This is a genomic window from Sinomicrobium oceani (assembly GCF_900119185.1).
In the GTDB taxonomy this organism is placed as follows: domain Bacteria; phylum Bacteroidota; class Bacteroidia; order Flavobacteriales; family Flavobacteriaceae; genus Sinomicrobium; species Sinomicrobium oceani.
The window spans coordinates 63,972-78,520 of the sequence record NZ_FPJE01000015.1 but is presented as its reverse complement, the minus strand read 5'-3'; the positions used below and the strand labels follow the sequence as shown (position 1 = coordinate 78,520).

Below are 14,549 nucleotides of genomic sequence, written 5' to 3'. Positions count from 1 at the left end.
TGCATGAACCCCGGTAATTGTCGTTGCCGGGGTTTTGTATTAAAAAAATATCCGGAAGGTCACATTCGGCGTAATACCCAAAGAGCGGTTTTCAACTTTTTGGATATCCGTACTCTGATCGTTTTCGAGTCTGTAATAGATGTCGAGGGTATTCTTTTTATTGATGATGTTGAGTATGGCTATTCCGAGATCGGCATTTACTTTTTTACCCAGGGCAAAATTATAGGTCGAAGACAGGTCTGCACGTAAAAACTGCGGAAGCCGGTCACTGTTGGAACTGTTGTAATTTATCGTGTTTCCGGTTTGTCTTTCCGTAACCTCATTGCCCTGCTGTGGGGTGGTGTAAGGTCTTCCCGACCGCCAGTTGATTCCCATTGCGATTTTCCAGTTATGCAGGATATAGGTTCCTGCAAAGGACACCGCGTGACGAATGTCGAGATTATTAGGAAAAGAAGAAGGGGTGAGGGCATCAAAATTATAAGTATTGATCGCGTAGGTATAGCTAAGCCAGGTACTGTAATGTGGTGTTTTTTTATTGATGAGAAACTCTATGCCTTTGGAGGTATAGTTCCCGGAAGTACGCAGATATTGACCTTCGTTCTGGAACTCCTGTCCGGATGTCGTAATTCCGTCTACGGTTTTGTAAAAAGCTTCTAACCCGGTGTAGAAACTGCTTCTGTTATAATTGATACCTGCCGATACCTGTTTACTCCTGGTCACCGGAAGATCATCGTCATTAGAAAGTATCCAGCGTCTTTTCTCTACTCCCAGAAAATCCCGTTGCAGGTCGATCACCTGGTTGGTGACCTGGCTGCGCATTTCGCCCTGAAGCTCTACGGCAAGTCTGCGACTGAGTTTCTGACGGATGTTCAGGCGGGGCTCGTAAATATATTTCTCAAATTTTTTGATGTAATTTCCGCGTAATCCCGCTCTTATGTATGTTTTTTTTTCGGCCGACTGATAGGTGAATTCCGAGAAAAACGCGTGATTTTGAATGACGTCTTTTTCTTTAACACGATACCGGGGCACGTTGATATCGTCCGTATTGCTGATCCCTACCTCATAAAACTGGTAGCCACCCCTTAAATGAACGGTGTTGGTTAACCTGTAATTGAAATGCATTCGTACACCGGTTTCGAGTACCTCATTGTTGAGTAGCAGCCGCTGGTCGGTAAAGAGTGTGTAATTGGCTGCGTCCAGGTTGTATTTGGTGTAATACGTATTGACGTATGAAGTGAGCCGGGACGACCATTCGCTTTCCAGGCTGGCACCGAAAGCGAGGTTTTGCTGGTCCAGCGTACTTTTTTTGGACTCCGAAGCGGACGAACTGCTCTCATCATAGAGCAGACTGTTTTTAAAGAACAGTGCATTAGCCCTTATTTTGTGTTTCTCATGCGGATTATAAAGTACTTTTATGCTGGCATCATAAAAATAAAAGTTTTCTTTTCTGTCGATGTCTTCGGCAACTTCCTGGTTTTCGATATCGGTAATTTTGGAATGCTGGAAAACCCGGTCAAAATAGGAATTGTAGGTGGGGGTTGAAACCAGGTCGGTAACAGAGCGTCGGGCCGAAAGGTGTACGGCCAGTTTTTTAGTTAAGGGTATCCGGGCAAATGCATCTGCGGCGATAAGGTTAAACCCTGCTCCGCCGCCAAAGCTACTGTCAATTTCATCGGAGGAATGCATATCTATAGTGCCACTTACACCGTCGCCGTAAAACGCACTGGCCCCGTTTTTTATGACCGATACATTCCGGGTGAGATAGGGATTAAACGCCGAGATCAATCCGAAAAAATGGCCGGATTGGTACATTTTGATACCGTCCCAGAGGATGAGGTTCTGATCGTGAGACCCTCCCCGTATATTGATATTTGAAACAGTCTCATTTACACTTTCTACCCCGGGAAGTGCCTGTATGGTCTGTAATATATCCGGCTCGACCAGTCCGGGAAGAATACCGAAACGTTCGGTACTTATTTCGATGCTTCCGTCCATTTTCTTGTCGAGACCCGTGGTGAGATATTGCTTTACGACCACCTCTTCCAGTTCTTCGTATTCCGGCTGTAGCAGCAGGGTATTGCAAGGGGGATTTTCGGGGAATACGGCGTTAACCTCGGTGGACTTATAGCCCATGGATCTGATCAGGAGTTTTGTATTTTCGGGTACTTCGTCAAAACGAAAAAAGCCGAGTGTATCCGTAACCGTAAAACGGTTTGTTCCTTTGATCTCTACGGTAGCTCCTACGACCGGTTCCTTACTGAGGGCATCTCTTATTGATATACATACGCCTTTGATATCCGGACTTATAACATAATATCTCTGGTTGAGCTTTCTGAAATTCAGAGCTGTTTGTTCTTCGATTTCAGCCAATATCCTCAGGAGTGGTTTCCTGAGATCGGGTTTGTCGATTATATAGGGGGCTATATCCTCATCGGCATAAGAGAACTTGACCTGAAAATGATTTTCAAGAACAGGTAAAACCGTGGAGAGCGCTTTTTGATGTTGTGCGGAAATGATGCGGGGGATACAGACAAAACATAAGGGTAGCAAGACCCTCACCAGTTTAGTGTTTATCGGTGTATATCGTAACCTTTTCCTTTTTGCCATCCGTGAATCTGTACTTTAGACGGAATGGCAAGGTAATACTTTTTAAGGCGGTTTCTATATCCTTATTGCTAAAACTTCCGGTAAAGTAAAGATCGGTAGCTTCGGGGGCGGTGATGTCAACGTTGTATTGCCTCTCGAACTCTTTTAAAACTACGGAATACGGCACACTGCGGAAGGACGTTTCATCGCGCATCCATGTAGGCACTTCCCCGGCAGTATTGTTTTTTTTGGTTTTTATCCCTTGTATTGCCCGGAAACTTTCACCAGGTTGGAGTATGAGGCTGTCTTTACCGTGTATAACCCTGACAGCACCCCGGTAACAACTCACCTCGAAATAATCGTTCCTGTCATTGACATTAAAAGCAGTTCCCAATACGGAAATCACTCCCTGATCGGTTTTGACTTCAAAAGAAGCTCCTTCACTGACTCGGAAAAAACCTTCGCCCTTCAAATGAACTTCTCTTTTACGTGCCCACTGTTTTTTGTTATATATCAGTTCGGAGCCTGCATTCAGAGTAACGTGTGAATCGTCTGGAAGGACCAGATCTGTTGTTTGGGCATTGGAAGTGGAAATAACGGTATCTCTTCCGGAAAGAAAAACATAGGAAACGAGTGCGATACACAATACGGCAGCGACCCGGGCATAAGGTATCCGGGTACGGATTTTCCGGACACGGGACGACTCCTGTTCTTTTCTCACCTGTTGTATTTCGTGCAAAACGGCCTCCTTGTCAAAAGCCGGGGCTTTTAACATGGCGGTATATGTGATAATCTTCTCGTAAGACTCCAGTTCTCCCGATGCTTTCAGGGCTTTGAGTTCTTCTTCGGAGATATCACCATTAAGCCATTTTGCTAACAGGGTATCGTTATTCATTTCCGTAATTTAGTTATAAAACAGTTTACAGAGGTAAAACCCTACCTCTATGGTGTTTTATTTGTATGTATAACAGCTCGTTGATCGGGCTAAAAGCCTTCTATTTCTTTTCTCAGACTAACCAGGGCTTTGTGTATTCTTTTTTCAACAGCCTTTACCGAGATGCCGAGAGCCTCTGCTATTTCGGTATATTTCAGGCCGTCTATCCTGTTCATCAGAAAAGCGGTCCGTTGTGCTTCACTCAGGTTGGATATGGCAGTTTGAAGTTTGTCCATATACTCCTTTTCCTCCAGCACAAATTGTGGACTTTCCTCATCGATGCCAACAGGTTTTTCCCGGGCATAATGAAGAACCACCTTTCTGTGTGCAACAATGTTTAAAAACAAGTTGTTAGCTACTGTAAATAAAAAAGATCTGGCTTTTTCCAGGGGCACGTTATCGCAGTTTTTCCATAACCTCACGAATGATTCCTGAACAATATCCTCTGCTTCTTTACTGTCTCCGCACTTATAATAGACAAAGTTGTTCAGTTTTTTGGCATAGGTGTTGTACAGCGAGATATATGTTTTCTCCGAGCATACCGGATCGTTTTGTCGTAGCATAGGACTTACATCTGGTGTAGCGGCAAAGATATCTATTTTGCGAATAGAAGTAAAGCGAGACAGAAATTAAGACCGGAAAAAATCACGTTATGCGCATAAAGAAATATTTATTTTATTCCTTTGTGATACTCTTGCCGGAAGGAGGTGTTCTGTTTACCTTGCAGTGAACGAAGGTGATAGCCTTAAAAAGATTTTCTTTCGGTATCGGTAAATATGATTTTTTTTAGAAAAAAATAAAAAAATACAAATGAGGGGTAGGGTATTTGGTGATACAACTGTTTTAATGTTGAAGTACGCGGGAAAAGCGGGTGAGAATATGAAGAAGTTCCCGGTGGTATGGATAACGTTCATTTTATTATTTTCCTGTCAGAACGAAATAAATGAAATAGTCGGTGAAGATCCGGATCTGGTGATAACCTCCGGTTCGGAAATGGCATTGTGGATTCAGCGTGCAACGGCGAATGACGGTACATCAGATGATTTTCTTGACATGTACAGTTGCGGAACCGTAAAATTACCCGTAGCAATTACCCTTAACGGGGCGGTAAGGATGATTAATAACGAAGCGGATAAGGATTTTGTCCGTCGTATTGCAGAGAATCTGGAAACACCGTTGACATTACAGGTTCCCTTTACGGTCGTATCCCGGGAGTATACTGAGAATACTGTGCGTTCAGCTGAAGAGTTCGACATGCTTAAGGCCATGTGTACCGATAGTCCGGATAGCCGGATAAACTGTGTGCAGTTTCGTTATCCCGTGGAGATGTTTACGTACAATGCTAATAATCAATCCAACGGAAGCGTGACGATAAATGCCGATCAGGACTTTTATGAATTTATAAACCAGATAGGAAACCTGCGGACCAGCATTCACTATCCCGTAATCGTTATGTATGCGACGGGTGAAGAAATAGAAGTGAGTACAAACAGCGAATTGATTGCTGCCGTCAAGAACGGGAGAGCTATTTGCAGTCTCGGTAGCTGAATTTGTACCGAAAAGGGAAATAATAAAGAAAAATATAAAGACGAACACGGAAAAGATATAAGATACAGTTGATGTTTTGGTTAACAATCTGTCTATTTTTTATACTTAAAATGATCAACTGTCAAATTTAGGTTGTTTGGATTGAGCTGTTGGGTAGGGGTGCCTGACAGCCAGAAAAGAGGCCGCAAGGCCTCTTTCTCTTTTTATAAAGATCTATGAATATCTTGGGGGTAAACCGGTAATTTGCTGTTTCTCCCGTTATTAAGGTATCCGGTAATGCTGTTTAATGCTTTCTTCTGTACAATATAGTATTACACCTTCTTTGGGGCGGATATTCTGCGGAACGGTTTTTTACTGATCAGGTCGTGGAATGATATTGTGGTAATACGCCTTGCCCTTCTGTTGTTTTTTGTGAAAAAATATATAGCCGGAAATTCGAAAACAAAAGTTTCTGTTAAAGAAACCCTGATCTTTCCGGATTCTTCCGATGTCGCAGATGGAAAATGTTTAAAATTAGCGCTTCAGCCTGTCTGTCTTCGGTTCAAATTCTTAAATTTGCACCTGCCGCGAAAAGAAACGGCACTCTTGTAAAAAAAGAAGCAGGTAATTATGTTTGATAATTTAAGTGAAAAGCTGGATAAAGCCCTTCACGTCCTTAAAGGACACGGGCAGATTACGGAGATCAATGTAGCGGAGACCCTGAAAGAGGTACGGAGAGCACTGCTCGATGCCGACGTAAATTTCAAGATAGCTAAAGATTTTACCAATAATGTCAAGGAAAAGGCCCTCGGACAAAACGTACTGACTACGTTACAACCCGGGCAGCTGATGGTAAAACTCGTGAAAGACGAGCTTACGGAGCTCATGGGGGGAGATGCCGAAGGTGTTAACCTTTCCGGTAATCCTTCCGTCATTCTGATGTCCGGACTTCAGGGGTCCGGTAAGACTACCTTTTCCGGAAAACTGGCTAATTTTCTTAAAAATAAAAAGACTAAAAAACCGCTCCTGGTAGCCTGTGACGTCTATCGCCCCGCTGCTGTAGACCAGTTGCATGTCGTAGGAGAGCAGATCGGGGTAGAAGTATTTTCGGATCGTGGAAATACCAATCCTGTGGCTATTGCACAGGCAGGTATAGCACATGCCAAAGCTAACGGTCATCATGTGGTTATCGTCGATACGGCAGGTCGTCTCGCTGTGGACGAGGAAATGATGAACGAAATATCCGAGATCCATAAAGCCATCAAGCCGGAAGAAACCCTGTTTGTAGTGGATGCGATGACCGGACAGGATGCGGTAAATACAGCCAAAGCATTTAATGACAGACTCGATTTCGACGGGGTGGTACTTACCAAACTCGACGGAGATACCCGTGGTGGTGCCGCGATTTCTATTAAGTCCGTAGTGAACAAGCCGATCAAGTTTATCGGTACCGGCGAGAAAATGGATGCCATAGACGTATTTCACCCTTCGCGTATGGCTGATCGTATCCTTGGAATGGGGGATGTGGTATCTCTTGTAGAACGTGCTCAGGAACAATACGACGAAGAAGAAGCCCGGAAATTACAGAAGAAGATCGCAAAAAATCAGTTTGGTTTTGATGATTTTCTATCCCAGATACAACAGATCAAAAAAATGGGGAGCATGAAGGATCTCCTCGGAATGATCCCCGGTGCCGGAAAAGCCCTTAAAGATGTGGATATCGATGATGATGCCTTTAAACACATCGAAGCCATTATTCACTCCATGACCCCGGAAGAACGTTCTACGCCCTCCGTATTAAACGCTTCCCGCAAAAAGAGGATCGCAAAAGGTTCCGGAACCTCGGTACAGGAGATCAATCAGTTACTTAAGCAGTTTAACCAGATGAGCAAAATGATGAAGATGATGCAGGGCGGCAGCGGAAGGAAAATGATGCAGATGATGGGAGGAATGAAGGGAATGCGATAAGGAATTTATGTTTGAAAAATGATAATTCTCCTTTGGGGATACCCGAAGCGAAGGGGATATCCCCGGTGTCAAAAACAATAAACCACAAACCGTAATATGGAATTACTCGACGGGAAGAAAATTTCCAATCAAATTAAAGATGAGATCGCTGCGGAAGTAGCCGAAATGAAGAAAAAAGGAGAGAAGGTACCACATCTGGCAGCTGTGCTGGTCGGAAATGACGGGGCCAGCCTGACGTATGTGGGAAGTAAGGTGAAGGCATGCGAAAGGATCGGGTTCGAATCGACACTCGTTAAATTGCCCAGTACGATCAGCGAGGTGGAGCTTCTCAAAAAGATAAAGGAACTCAATGAAGATGATGACATAGACGGTTTTATCGTGCAGTTGCCTCTGCCCAAGCAGATTGATACTCAGAAAGTACTGATGGCTATAGATCCGGACAAGGATGTCGATGGTTTTCACCCCGTAAATTTCGGTAAGATGGCTCTGGACATGACTACATTTATTCCTGCTACTCCTTTCGGGATACTGGAATTGCTCGAGCGTTATAATGTAGAGACCAAGGGGAAACATACCGTAGTGATCGGAAGAAGCCATATCGTGGGAAGACCTATGAGTATCCTGATGGGAAGAAAAGGGTTTCCGGGGAACTCTACCGTAACCCTTACACATAGTCATACCAGAAACATTACGCAGATTACATCACAGGCCGATATTATTATCACTGCACTTGGGCAGCCCAATTACCTGAAGGCAGAAATGGTTAAGGATGATGCCGTGATTATCGATGTGGGAATTACCCGTGTCCCTGATGAGACCGCAACGAGGGGATATCGTATCGTCGGAGATGTGGATTTTGAAAATGTAAGCAAAAAAGTAAGCTATATAACTCCTGTTCCGGGTGGTGTGGGACCAATGACTATAGCCATGTTGCTGAAAAATACCCTCCTGGCCAGAGAAAGACATATTATACGTAAGGAAGAAAAATAAATTCGTATATATACTACCGATTCCGGATATTTTCCTGTTTTTTCAGGCCGATATCCGGAATTTTGTTTTCGGTATATATGTACGTTAAACCAGGGCCCTGCATTGCATGTGGTGCACAGAAAGTAACTGTTCTACTTCCTCCTCCGTAATTCCGCAGGATACCACCCTGAGAATATTGTCTATATCTTCGAGGTCAAAATTAGCCTGTTTTACACCCTTGTGAAGCAGTAATAGTTCCAGTAGCGTATTGGCTTCTTTAGTGGTGGTTATACCGGTAGCAAATACCAGTACTTCGAAGGGAGTGCCATTATTGTTCATCTTCGGGCTTTTGGGGGTTACACATTCTTTCTTCCCACTTTTTCCTGAAATCCGATTTCCACCGGCGTTCACGCTGGCGGGAAGGACGACCGTATCGGCCTCTTCGGTAATTCCAGCCGTTACCCAGAAATAGGAGCTTACACAATAACAGTACGCCCAGGGTTTGCCAGAAGGTCAGTTCCGTGATACCGAAAACATAAGGCATCAACCAATTCCAGAGTTGCATGACCACAAATACGTATAGTCCAACGCAGGCCAGTTTTACAACTACCATTCCTATGATCTTTAGTATTTTCATCAGTTTGTTTTTATTGTTTTTTACATCGGGATTCCCCGGATATCCTTGTTTATATGGGTTTAGGGGTTAATCATTCAATTCGTTATATAAAACCTGTAACTCTTTTTTGAGGCGGGCAACCGCATATCTTTTTCGAGAGAGTACCGTGTTGACGGAAACCTGTTGTTTCTCTGCGATCTCATTGATAGACATACCTTCCAGTTCATGAAGTGCAAAGGCTTCCCGTTGTTCTTCAGGAAGGCTTTCCAGGGTGTGTTCCAGTACTCTGTATACCTCCTCCTGCCACATTTCCGTTTCCTGATGTGCGGGAACATGTTCCTGCAGCCATTCGAAAATACCGGTTTCATTTTCATCCGTTTCCGAAGGTCTGGTGAGCTGGGATTCCGGCGTCGGTTTTTTCTTGCGTATGAAATCGATGGCCTTAAATCGCGCTGTGCTGTACATCCAGGACGAGATTTTGTCCAGATCCCGTATTTCTTCAAAACCGAGTACGAGATTGTAAAATACATCCTGTACGATATCACGGGCATCTTCCCTGTTGGGTATCCATTGCTTTAAAAAGTGGATCAACTTGCCCTCTTCGGAAATCGTTACCCGTTGAATAAGATTATTTTTTTGCTGTTGATCCATGCAATGCAGATGCGTTATATCTATATAGTCGGAATAGGCGGTAAAATATTTTACCGGGATTGTCTTTTTTTTTGTCTTTTTTTCTGACGCAGAGTATCGGTTGGCTTTATTTTTTTTTGTAATAAGGTATTCTGTAGTTTCTTTAATTAAAAGAGGGTTTATCTGCGTCCTTTCTGTGATTCTTTCGCCACATTATAAATGTAATTTAAAAGGAAGTACCATAAAAACGGAGTTGGTATGTAAATCCGAATGTATATTGTAACAGGCAGTAACGAGTCCTAAAAGGGCAGGAGAAACAGTATGGTTGATTGATATTGGAGGGAAAAAACAGGCTGAGATTACCAGACACTGAAAATATCGCTTTACGGAGACAAATCACGTCTTAGGAGGGATTAGGTGTGTTGAATTCTGCAGATTTCCCGTGGTGCGTATTGCAAGGCTATAAAGTCTGGATCCCGAAAATATGCCCAGTCAGTGATTAAGCCAAGCCTTGAAATGACGAACGCGTTCCCTGCTCACAATAATATCCTCTTCTACCGGGGTTTTCAAAGTGACTTTTAGACGGTTTCCAAACCATTGTCTGATAGAAGATATAGCTGAAATACTAATGATGAATTTTCGGTTGATCTGAAAAAAATCACGTGGGTCCAGTTCCTGCGAAAGGCTGTTTACAGACAGCTCAACGAAATGTTTGTCTCCTGAAAAAGTACGGGCTATGGTAAGACCGTCTTCTGATTGGAAACATGCAATACTGGTAATAGAGATCGATTGGTAGAAATCTCCCAGTTTTACGAGCAGACGGCCTTTATATTCGGGTTTTAGTACCTCTCTGAGTATTTCATTACCTGGGTTCCGGAGGCTATCCTTAACTTTTTTTAGTTTGTCGAGAGCCCTGAAAACATCTTTTTTTTCATAAGGTTTCACAATATAATCGAGATTGTTTACTTCAAAAGACCTCAAGGCATATTCGCTATATGCTGTTGTGAATACGATAGGAGCTGATATTTCAATGGCCTCGAAGATCGCAAAACAATTACCGTCGGAGAGCTCGACATCCTGAAAAACCAGATCTGGCATGGGGTTTTGGGCATACCATTTAAGAGTGTCCCGTATTGATCCCGTCATCCCGGCGATATGAACGGGATGATGGTATGAGGATAACAGCTCCCGAAGCCGGTTTGCCGTATGGTGCTCGTCTTCAATAATTAATATGCGCATGTAGAATGTTTTTGGTGATGACAGGGAGACGAACAACAAAATTATTTTTCTGTATATTATACGTTATTCCTTTTCCACACAGTAATGTAAACCGTTGGGATAGATTTTTTAAACCTATTCCAGTGGAATTGATCTTTTTGGATTTATAAACTATATTATTGCCAAAATAAATAAATTTTTCGTCATTGTATAGATATACTGTAAGTGGGATTTCCAAACTGTGGCTATTGTGTTTTATAACATTTTCCATGAGTGTCTGTAGGGTTCCTGGAGGTAAAAAAAAATCTTTTGTCGATGGGATACAGATGTTGTTCCGGAGTGTAATACTACTATTTCCGAACCGTGTCTGCATCAGAAAAAAATAATCAAGCATAAAATCGACTTCTTCCTTTAACGGAACAAACATTTGTTCGTTCCAGGTCATGGAAAAACGCAGTAGACGTGATAGTCTTATAATGAAGTCAGAGGAGAGTCCGGCATCCTGATGCACCAGAGAAGATAACACACTTAGGCTATTAAAAAGGAAGTGTGGTTCTATCTGTGTTTGCAGTAATTTGTAATGTGCAATGGCATTTTCTTTTTTTAGTTTTTCGGTGAGTATCTGACTTTCCTTTGCGGAGAGTTCCGCCTGAAAGTATTCATTAAAGCTTAGTGCCGAAATAAACAATACTAAGATGCCCAGGATAAGCATCGGATTGAAATATCCGATATCTCCCCAGTCGGTTTCGAAATAATTAGTGTCTACATACCGGTAAACAATATTGGTGATTAAAGCAAAAATATAACCATAGGCAATACAAAATCCCAAGTAGGTATACGGTTGTTTCCGGGAAACAAACCATTTTTTTTTCAGATAATCCAACAGATAGATGCAGGTCATCCATAGGATGATTACAAAAGTCGAAAAGTATATACCACGGAGTGTAAAATCGAAAAAATGATGAAATGTTTCATCTCCCCATTTGATGATGAGGTGCAGCCCGTAGATAAGTAATAGTCGGGAAAGGAATATCTTTAATTTTTTGTTTTTCAAATGAATATCTTTGGTTTTCAATAACCTTTATTGTCCGAGCTCAGGTCTTATTTTTATCATAACCGTGTACAGTAAACCAGTGAACACCGTCTTTCAGGGCCTCATCGATATTGGTATCGGACATTTGCAGAATTTTCTTTGCTTTTTCATTGCTGAAATAATTATCCAGAGCCAGCATACGTAGGTGAGCATTGAGAAGTCTTAATCGCTTTGCGGGTATGATGCCTGAGAGCAGGCGAAATATGGTTCCGAGAATTTTCGGCAACGGTATGAGGTATTTACGTTGCCCGGTAAAGGTTTCCACTTTCCGGAAATAGGTTTTATAATCCATATTGGCTCCGGACAGGAGGTAGCAGCTGCCCTCGTCGCCCAGGGTGAGCACATTGACCGTCGCGGATGCGGCAGCACGGACATCGACAAAACTCTTTCCTCCGCCCGGACAGAAGAGTATCTTGTTTTTCATGGCATACAGGAGGAGAGCTCCGCTGGAAGGTTTGGTGTCGTTGGGGCCTACCAGGAACGTAGGGGCGACGACAACAGCAGGAAATTTTTCTTTTCGGTGCTTTTCGAGTACGTATTGCTGGGCCAGATACTTGCTGTAGGCATAACCGGAATGGCGTAGCCAGGGCATAAAGCCGGAGTCTTCATTTCCCGGGTTTGCCCGGGAACCATTGGTGAAACAATTTGCCGTACTCACCAGTACAAAACGACGGATACGGTGATCTTCACAGGCTTTGACCAGTAACTTTGTGGAATCGACATTGACTTTCAGGTACATATCCGTATTGGTGCTGTTCGGATTGGTATAGGAAGCACAATGAATAACATAATCCGATTTCTGGACGGCATTCTCTATATCGTTGACGTTATGAAGTTGTCCATAGAGTATGGTGCAGTCCAGACCCCGGAGTGCAGTGATATCACTTCCCGGACGGACCAAAGCCATTACCTGGTATTTGCGATGTCCTAACATCCTTACGATATGATTGCCGAGGAAGCCGTTTGCTCCCGTAACCAATATGGTTTCTGTCATATTTAATGTTGTAATTCGCGTTGTAATTTATGACTTAAAATTCTTAACTGGAGATCTACCGGGATAAATTTCTGGATGATAGAACTTACCCTGTTCATTTTCCCTGGAATAATAATGCTTTCCTTACGAAGGAGTTTCTCCATACAGATCAATGCGGTGTCTTCGGCAGAAAGTATGGAAGAGCGGATAAATTTGCTATGAGAATTAATCCTTTTAGTCGTATCTCTGTTAGTTGGCATGCCACCGGGGTGTGCTACCGAAACATGGATGTTGCTTTTCTTGAGCTCGGCGTGCAACCCGCGCGAAAATGAGTACACAAAAGCCTTGCTTGCCGGATAGACTGTTTTATACGGCATAGGCGAAAAGGCAGCCAGGCTGGATATGTTAAGGATATATGACTGTCGTTGCCTTTGAAGTACGGGGAGTAGTTTATGGGTAAGTAATACCAACGACCTCATGTTGAGCAGTATGATATCATCGATATATGCAAGGTCTGCGTCTGCAAACTTTTTGGTTCCTCCGATTCCTGCATTATTGATGAGTGTGTTGATATTATACCGTTTCATGTCATCGACGGTTTTGAATATATTTTCTTCACGTGTCAAATCCGTTTCAAAGCAGACTGCTTCCACCGAATGCTTTTGCATCAGTTCCCCGGCGGTATGGTGAATATTTTCGCCGGGAAGTGAGATGAGGATGAGGTTCTGTCCTTTTCGGGCACAAACTGAGGCAAGGGCTTTTCCCAGTCCCTGACTCGCTCCTGTAATAACAGTATATGTATTTTGATAGCACATTTTATCTATAAGTTTTTTTTCGAAACCAAAGCAATACAAGGTAATGGCTTAGCCATGCAGAAAATAACCCTGTGATACACCCTCCTGCAAGCAGGGCATAGAGCACGTTTTTTCCAGAGGTGAACACTATATGTATAAAATCTAACCCGATTGTATCCGGAAAGTGAAATTCCGATGATATTCCCAGTACAGTACCACCCAGCCAATAATTGAACGTAAAAATGAAAGCTCCGGTGAAGAGATTAGTATTGAAAACAGCAAGGCAGGCCGCTTTCTTATTTAGGCCTATGAGCGATGCTATTCCAAGGGACACAAAAAGCTGAAATCCCGGGATGGGCATCATACCTATGAAAGATCCGAGGGCAAAACCACCTGCAATATGTTTAGGGCTACCTTCTATTGCAAAAATCTTTGTTTTTAATATAGTCAAAATTGCGGGCATAAAAAAACTTTTTCAGATTTGTTGTCGCAATCGTTCTACCGAGGTTATAAATTTGTTCTGAATTATCGGGTCTGCAAGTACTCTTGGAAATTCAGGAGGGTCATAGGTGACCACCATGTGGACAACTCTGATCCGTTTTTTGGAAACTGGTGTAAAACGCCATATGGCTTGATAAGAAGATATACGTTTATTTCCGGTAACCTTCGGACGTGACTGAGGTATACTGTTCATTAGGATCACTGTGGTGTCTCCTGAGACCCTTAACTCGTTTTGTGTTATGAGATCTCTGGACCTTAATGGCCAAGGGAAATCGAAACAGATGTAGGTTTCCCAGGTATTGTCGGCTTCGGGATATATTTCACAAGTCTCTGCGGCGACCGACCATTGTATCAGGTTCCTGGCATTTCGGAATTGTGCGATAACCGTTGGTATATCAGTGTTCAGGATAAATTCAGCTTTCATTTCCCGTGCTTTTTTACCCTTCGGAGATGTTACCCACCGGTAACTGATTTTAACTCCATTCTCCTCACGAACTGTTTTCCATTCATCCTGATGTATGTCGCTTGTATTATATAGGGCAAGTATACAAAGCAGGGAATTTATGATTAATACATTCATGTTGTGTTTGTTTTTACAAAGATAGGTTCAGGGTATTTCCTTGTCTATGGAAATTCCTGTGAGATGGTGTATATAAGTTTTAATTGAGGGATCCGGTACATGGATCGTATAACAGGTTCTAGTGCCTGGGGGAAGTAATGCGGTTTTGGAGAAAAGGCAT

At 42.9% G+C, this 14,549-nt stretch carries 15 protein-coding genes; 3 read left to right on the top strand and 12 right to left on the bottom strand.

Translation table 11 applies throughout. The features are described from left to right. Window positions 1-39: 39 nt before the first annotated feature. The 3 genes from BT112_RS14135 to BT112_RS14125 all read right to left on the bottom strand — a co-directional run bounded on the left by BT112_RS14135 (window position 40) and on the right by BT112_RS14125 (window position 4,083). Entirely contained in the window at window positions 40-2,607 is a 2,568-nt protein-coding gene (locus BT112_RS14135; RefSeq protein WP_072318040.1) for a TonB-dependent receptor, read from the bottom strand. Then, the gene (locus tag BT112_RS14130; protein ID WP_072318039.1) at window positions 2,564-3,481 is read right to left on the bottom strand and encodes a FecR family protein; all 918 of its coding nucleotides are present in this window, start codon (window positions 3,479-3,481) and stop codon (window positions 2,564-2,566) included. The genes BT112_RS14135 and BT112_RS14130 overlap by 44 nt, the downstream gene beginning before the upstream one ends. 89 nt (window positions 3,482-3,570) lie before the next feature. Continuing rightward, window positions 3,571-4,083: an RNA polymerase sigma factor gene (locus BT112_RS14125; RefSeq protein ID WP_072318038.1), complete on the bottom strand. Its 513-nt coding sequence runs from the start codon at window positions 4,081-4,083 to the stop codon at window positions 3,571-3,573. Between the two features lie 316 nt (window positions 4,084-4,399). Between BT112_RS14125 and BT112_RS14120 the strand changes: the two genes are divergently transcribed. From BT112_RS14120 to folD, 3 genes are all read left to right on the top strand, one after another. Next, on the top strand, window positions 4,400-5,068 hold the full coding sequence (locus tag BT112_RS14120; RefSeq protein ID WP_139276212.1) for a hypothetical protein: 669 nt from the start codon (window positions 4,400-4,402) through the stop codon (window positions 5,066-5,068). A 609-nt stretch (window positions 5,069-5,677) separates the two neighbouring features. Then, a complete protein-coding gene (gene ffh / locus BT112_RS14110; RefSeq protein WP_072318035.1) occupies window positions 5,678-7,015 on the top strand; it encodes a signal recognition particle protein in 1,338 nt (445 codons plus the stop codon). A gap of 96 nt (window positions 7,016-7,111) precedes the next feature. Next, window positions 7,112-8,005: a bifunctional methylenetetrahydrofolate dehydrogenase/methenyltetrahydrofolate cyclohydrolase FolD gene (folD, locus tag BT112_RS14105; protein WP_072318034.1), complete on the top strand. Its 894-nt coding sequence runs from the start codon at window positions 7,112-7,114 to the stop codon at window positions 8,003-8,005. An 84-nt stretch (window positions 8,006-8,089) separates the two neighbouring features. On the opposite strand, the gene BT112_RS14100 is transcribed toward folD, so the two are convergent. From BT112_RS14100 to BT112_RS14060, 9 genes are all read right to left on the bottom strand, one after another. Next, complete coding sequence (locus BT112_RS14100; RefSeq protein ID WP_072318033.1) at window positions 8,090-8,323, bottom strand: hypothetical protein; 234 nt, start codon at window positions 8,321-8,323, stop codon at window positions 8,090-8,092. After that, window positions 8,313-8,621 (bottom strand): hypothetical protein, encoded by a 309-nt coding sequence (locus BT112_RS14095; protein ID WP_072318032.1) that lies wholly within the window; start codon window positions 8,619-8,621, stop codon window positions 8,313-8,315. Before BT112_RS14095 ends, BT112_RS14100 begins: the two co-directional genes overlap by 11 nt. 66 nt (window positions 8,622-8,687) lie before the next feature. Then, complete coding sequence (locus tag BT112_RS14090; protein ID WP_072318031.1) at window positions 8,688-9,251, bottom strand: RNA polymerase sigma factor; 564 nt, start codon at window positions 9,249-9,251, stop codon at window positions 8,688-8,690. A 471-nt stretch (window positions 9,252-9,722) separates the two neighbouring features. Continuing rightward, window positions 9,723-10,469, bottom strand: a complete 747-nt coding sequence (locus BT112_RS14085) for a LytR/AlgR family response regulator transcription factor (RefSeq protein ID WP_072318030.1) — start codon at window positions 10,467-10,469, stop codon at window positions 9,723-9,725. Next, complete coding sequence (locus BT112_RS14080; RefSeq protein ID WP_139276208.1) at window positions 10,450-11,502, bottom strand: sensor histidine kinase; 1,053 nt, start codon at window positions 11,500-11,502, stop codon at window positions 10,450-10,452. The genes BT112_RS14085 and BT112_RS14080 overlap by 20 nt, the downstream gene beginning before the upstream one ends. 40 nt (window positions 11,503-11,542) lie before the next feature. Then, on the bottom strand, window positions 11,543-12,535 hold the full coding sequence (locus tag BT112_RS14075) for an NAD-dependent epimerase/dehydratase family protein (RefSeq protein ID WP_072318028.1): 993 nt from the start codon (window positions 12,533-12,535) through the stop codon (window positions 11,543-11,545). 2 nt (window positions 12,536-12,537) lie between these two features. Next, a complete protein-coding gene (locus tag BT112_RS14070; RefSeq protein ID WP_072318027.1) occupies window positions 12,538-13,329 on the bottom strand; it encodes an SDR family NAD(P)-dependent oxidoreductase in 792 nt (263 codons plus the stop codon). 1 nt (window position 13,330) lies between these two features. Continuing rightward, complete coding sequence (locus BT112_RS14065) at window positions 13,331-13,771, bottom strand: DUF2062 domain-containing protein (protein WP_072318026.1); 441 nt, start codon at window positions 13,769-13,771, stop codon at window positions 13,331-13,333. 12 nt (window positions 13,772-13,783) lie between these two features. Continuing rightward, window positions 13,784-14,233, bottom strand: a complete 450-nt coding sequence (locus BT112_RS14060; protein ID WP_139276206.1) for an SRPBCC family protein — start codon at window positions 14,231-14,233, stop codon at window positions 13,784-13,786. Window positions 14,234-14,549: the final 316 nt, after the last annotated feature.

Excerpts from the sequence above, each read along its gene's own strand:
- BT112_RS14075 (WP_072318028.1), bottom strand. The coding sequence starts at position 12,535 with ATGACAGAAACCATATTGGTTACGGGAGCAAACGGCTTCCTCGGCAAT.
- BT112_RS14135 (WP_072318040.1), bottom strand. The coding sequence starts at position 2,607 with ATGGCAAAAAGGAAAAGGTTACGATATACACCGATAAACACTAAACTG.
- BT112_RS14090 (WP_072318031.1), bottom strand. The coding sequence starts at position 9,251 with ATGGATCAACAGCAAAAAAATAATCTTATTCAACGGGTAACGATTTCC.
- BT112_RS14130 (WP_072318039.1), bottom strand. The coding sequence starts at position 3,481 with ATGAATAACGATACCCTGTTAGCAAAATGGCTTAATGGTGATATCTCC.
- BT112_RS14070 (WP_072318027.1), bottom strand. The coding sequence starts at position 13,329 with ATGTGCTATCAAAATACATATACTGTTATTACAGGAGCGAGTCAGGGA.
- folD (WP_072318034.1), top strand. The coding sequence starts at position 7,112 with ATGGAATTACTCGACGGGAAGAAAATTTCCAATCAAATTAAAGATGAG.
- BT112_RS14095 (WP_072318032.1), bottom strand. The coding sequence starts at position 8,621 with ATGAAAATACTAAAGATCATAGGAATGGTAGTTGTAAAACTGGCCTGC.
- BT112_RS14065 (WP_072318026.1), bottom strand. The coding sequence starts at position 13,771 with ATGCCCGCAATTTTGACTATATTAAAAACAAAGATTTTTGCAATAGAA.
- ffh (WP_072318035.1), top strand. The coding sequence starts at position 5,678 with ATGTTTGATAATTTAAGTGAAAAGCTGGATAAAGCCCTTCACGTCCTT.
- BT112_RS14100 (WP_072318033.1), bottom strand. The coding sequence starts at position 8,323 with ATGAACAATAATGGCACTCCCTTCGAAGTACTGGTATTTGCTACCGGT.
- BT112_RS14125 (WP_072318038.1), bottom strand. The coding sequence starts at position 4,083 with ATGCTACGACAAAACGATCCGGTATGCTCGGAGAAAACATATATCTCG.
- BT112_RS14120 (WP_139276212.1), top strand. The coding sequence starts at position 4,400 with ATGAAGAAGTTCCCGGTGGTATGGATAACGTTCATTTTATTATTTTCC.
- BT112_RS14085 (WP_072318030.1), bottom strand. The coding sequence starts at position 10,469 with ATGCGCATATTAATTATTGAAGACGAGCACCATACGGCAAACCGGCTT.
- BT112_RS14060 (WP_139276206.1), bottom strand. The coding sequence starts at position 14,233 with ATGAAAGCTGAATTTATCCTGAACACTGATATACCAACGGTTATCGCA.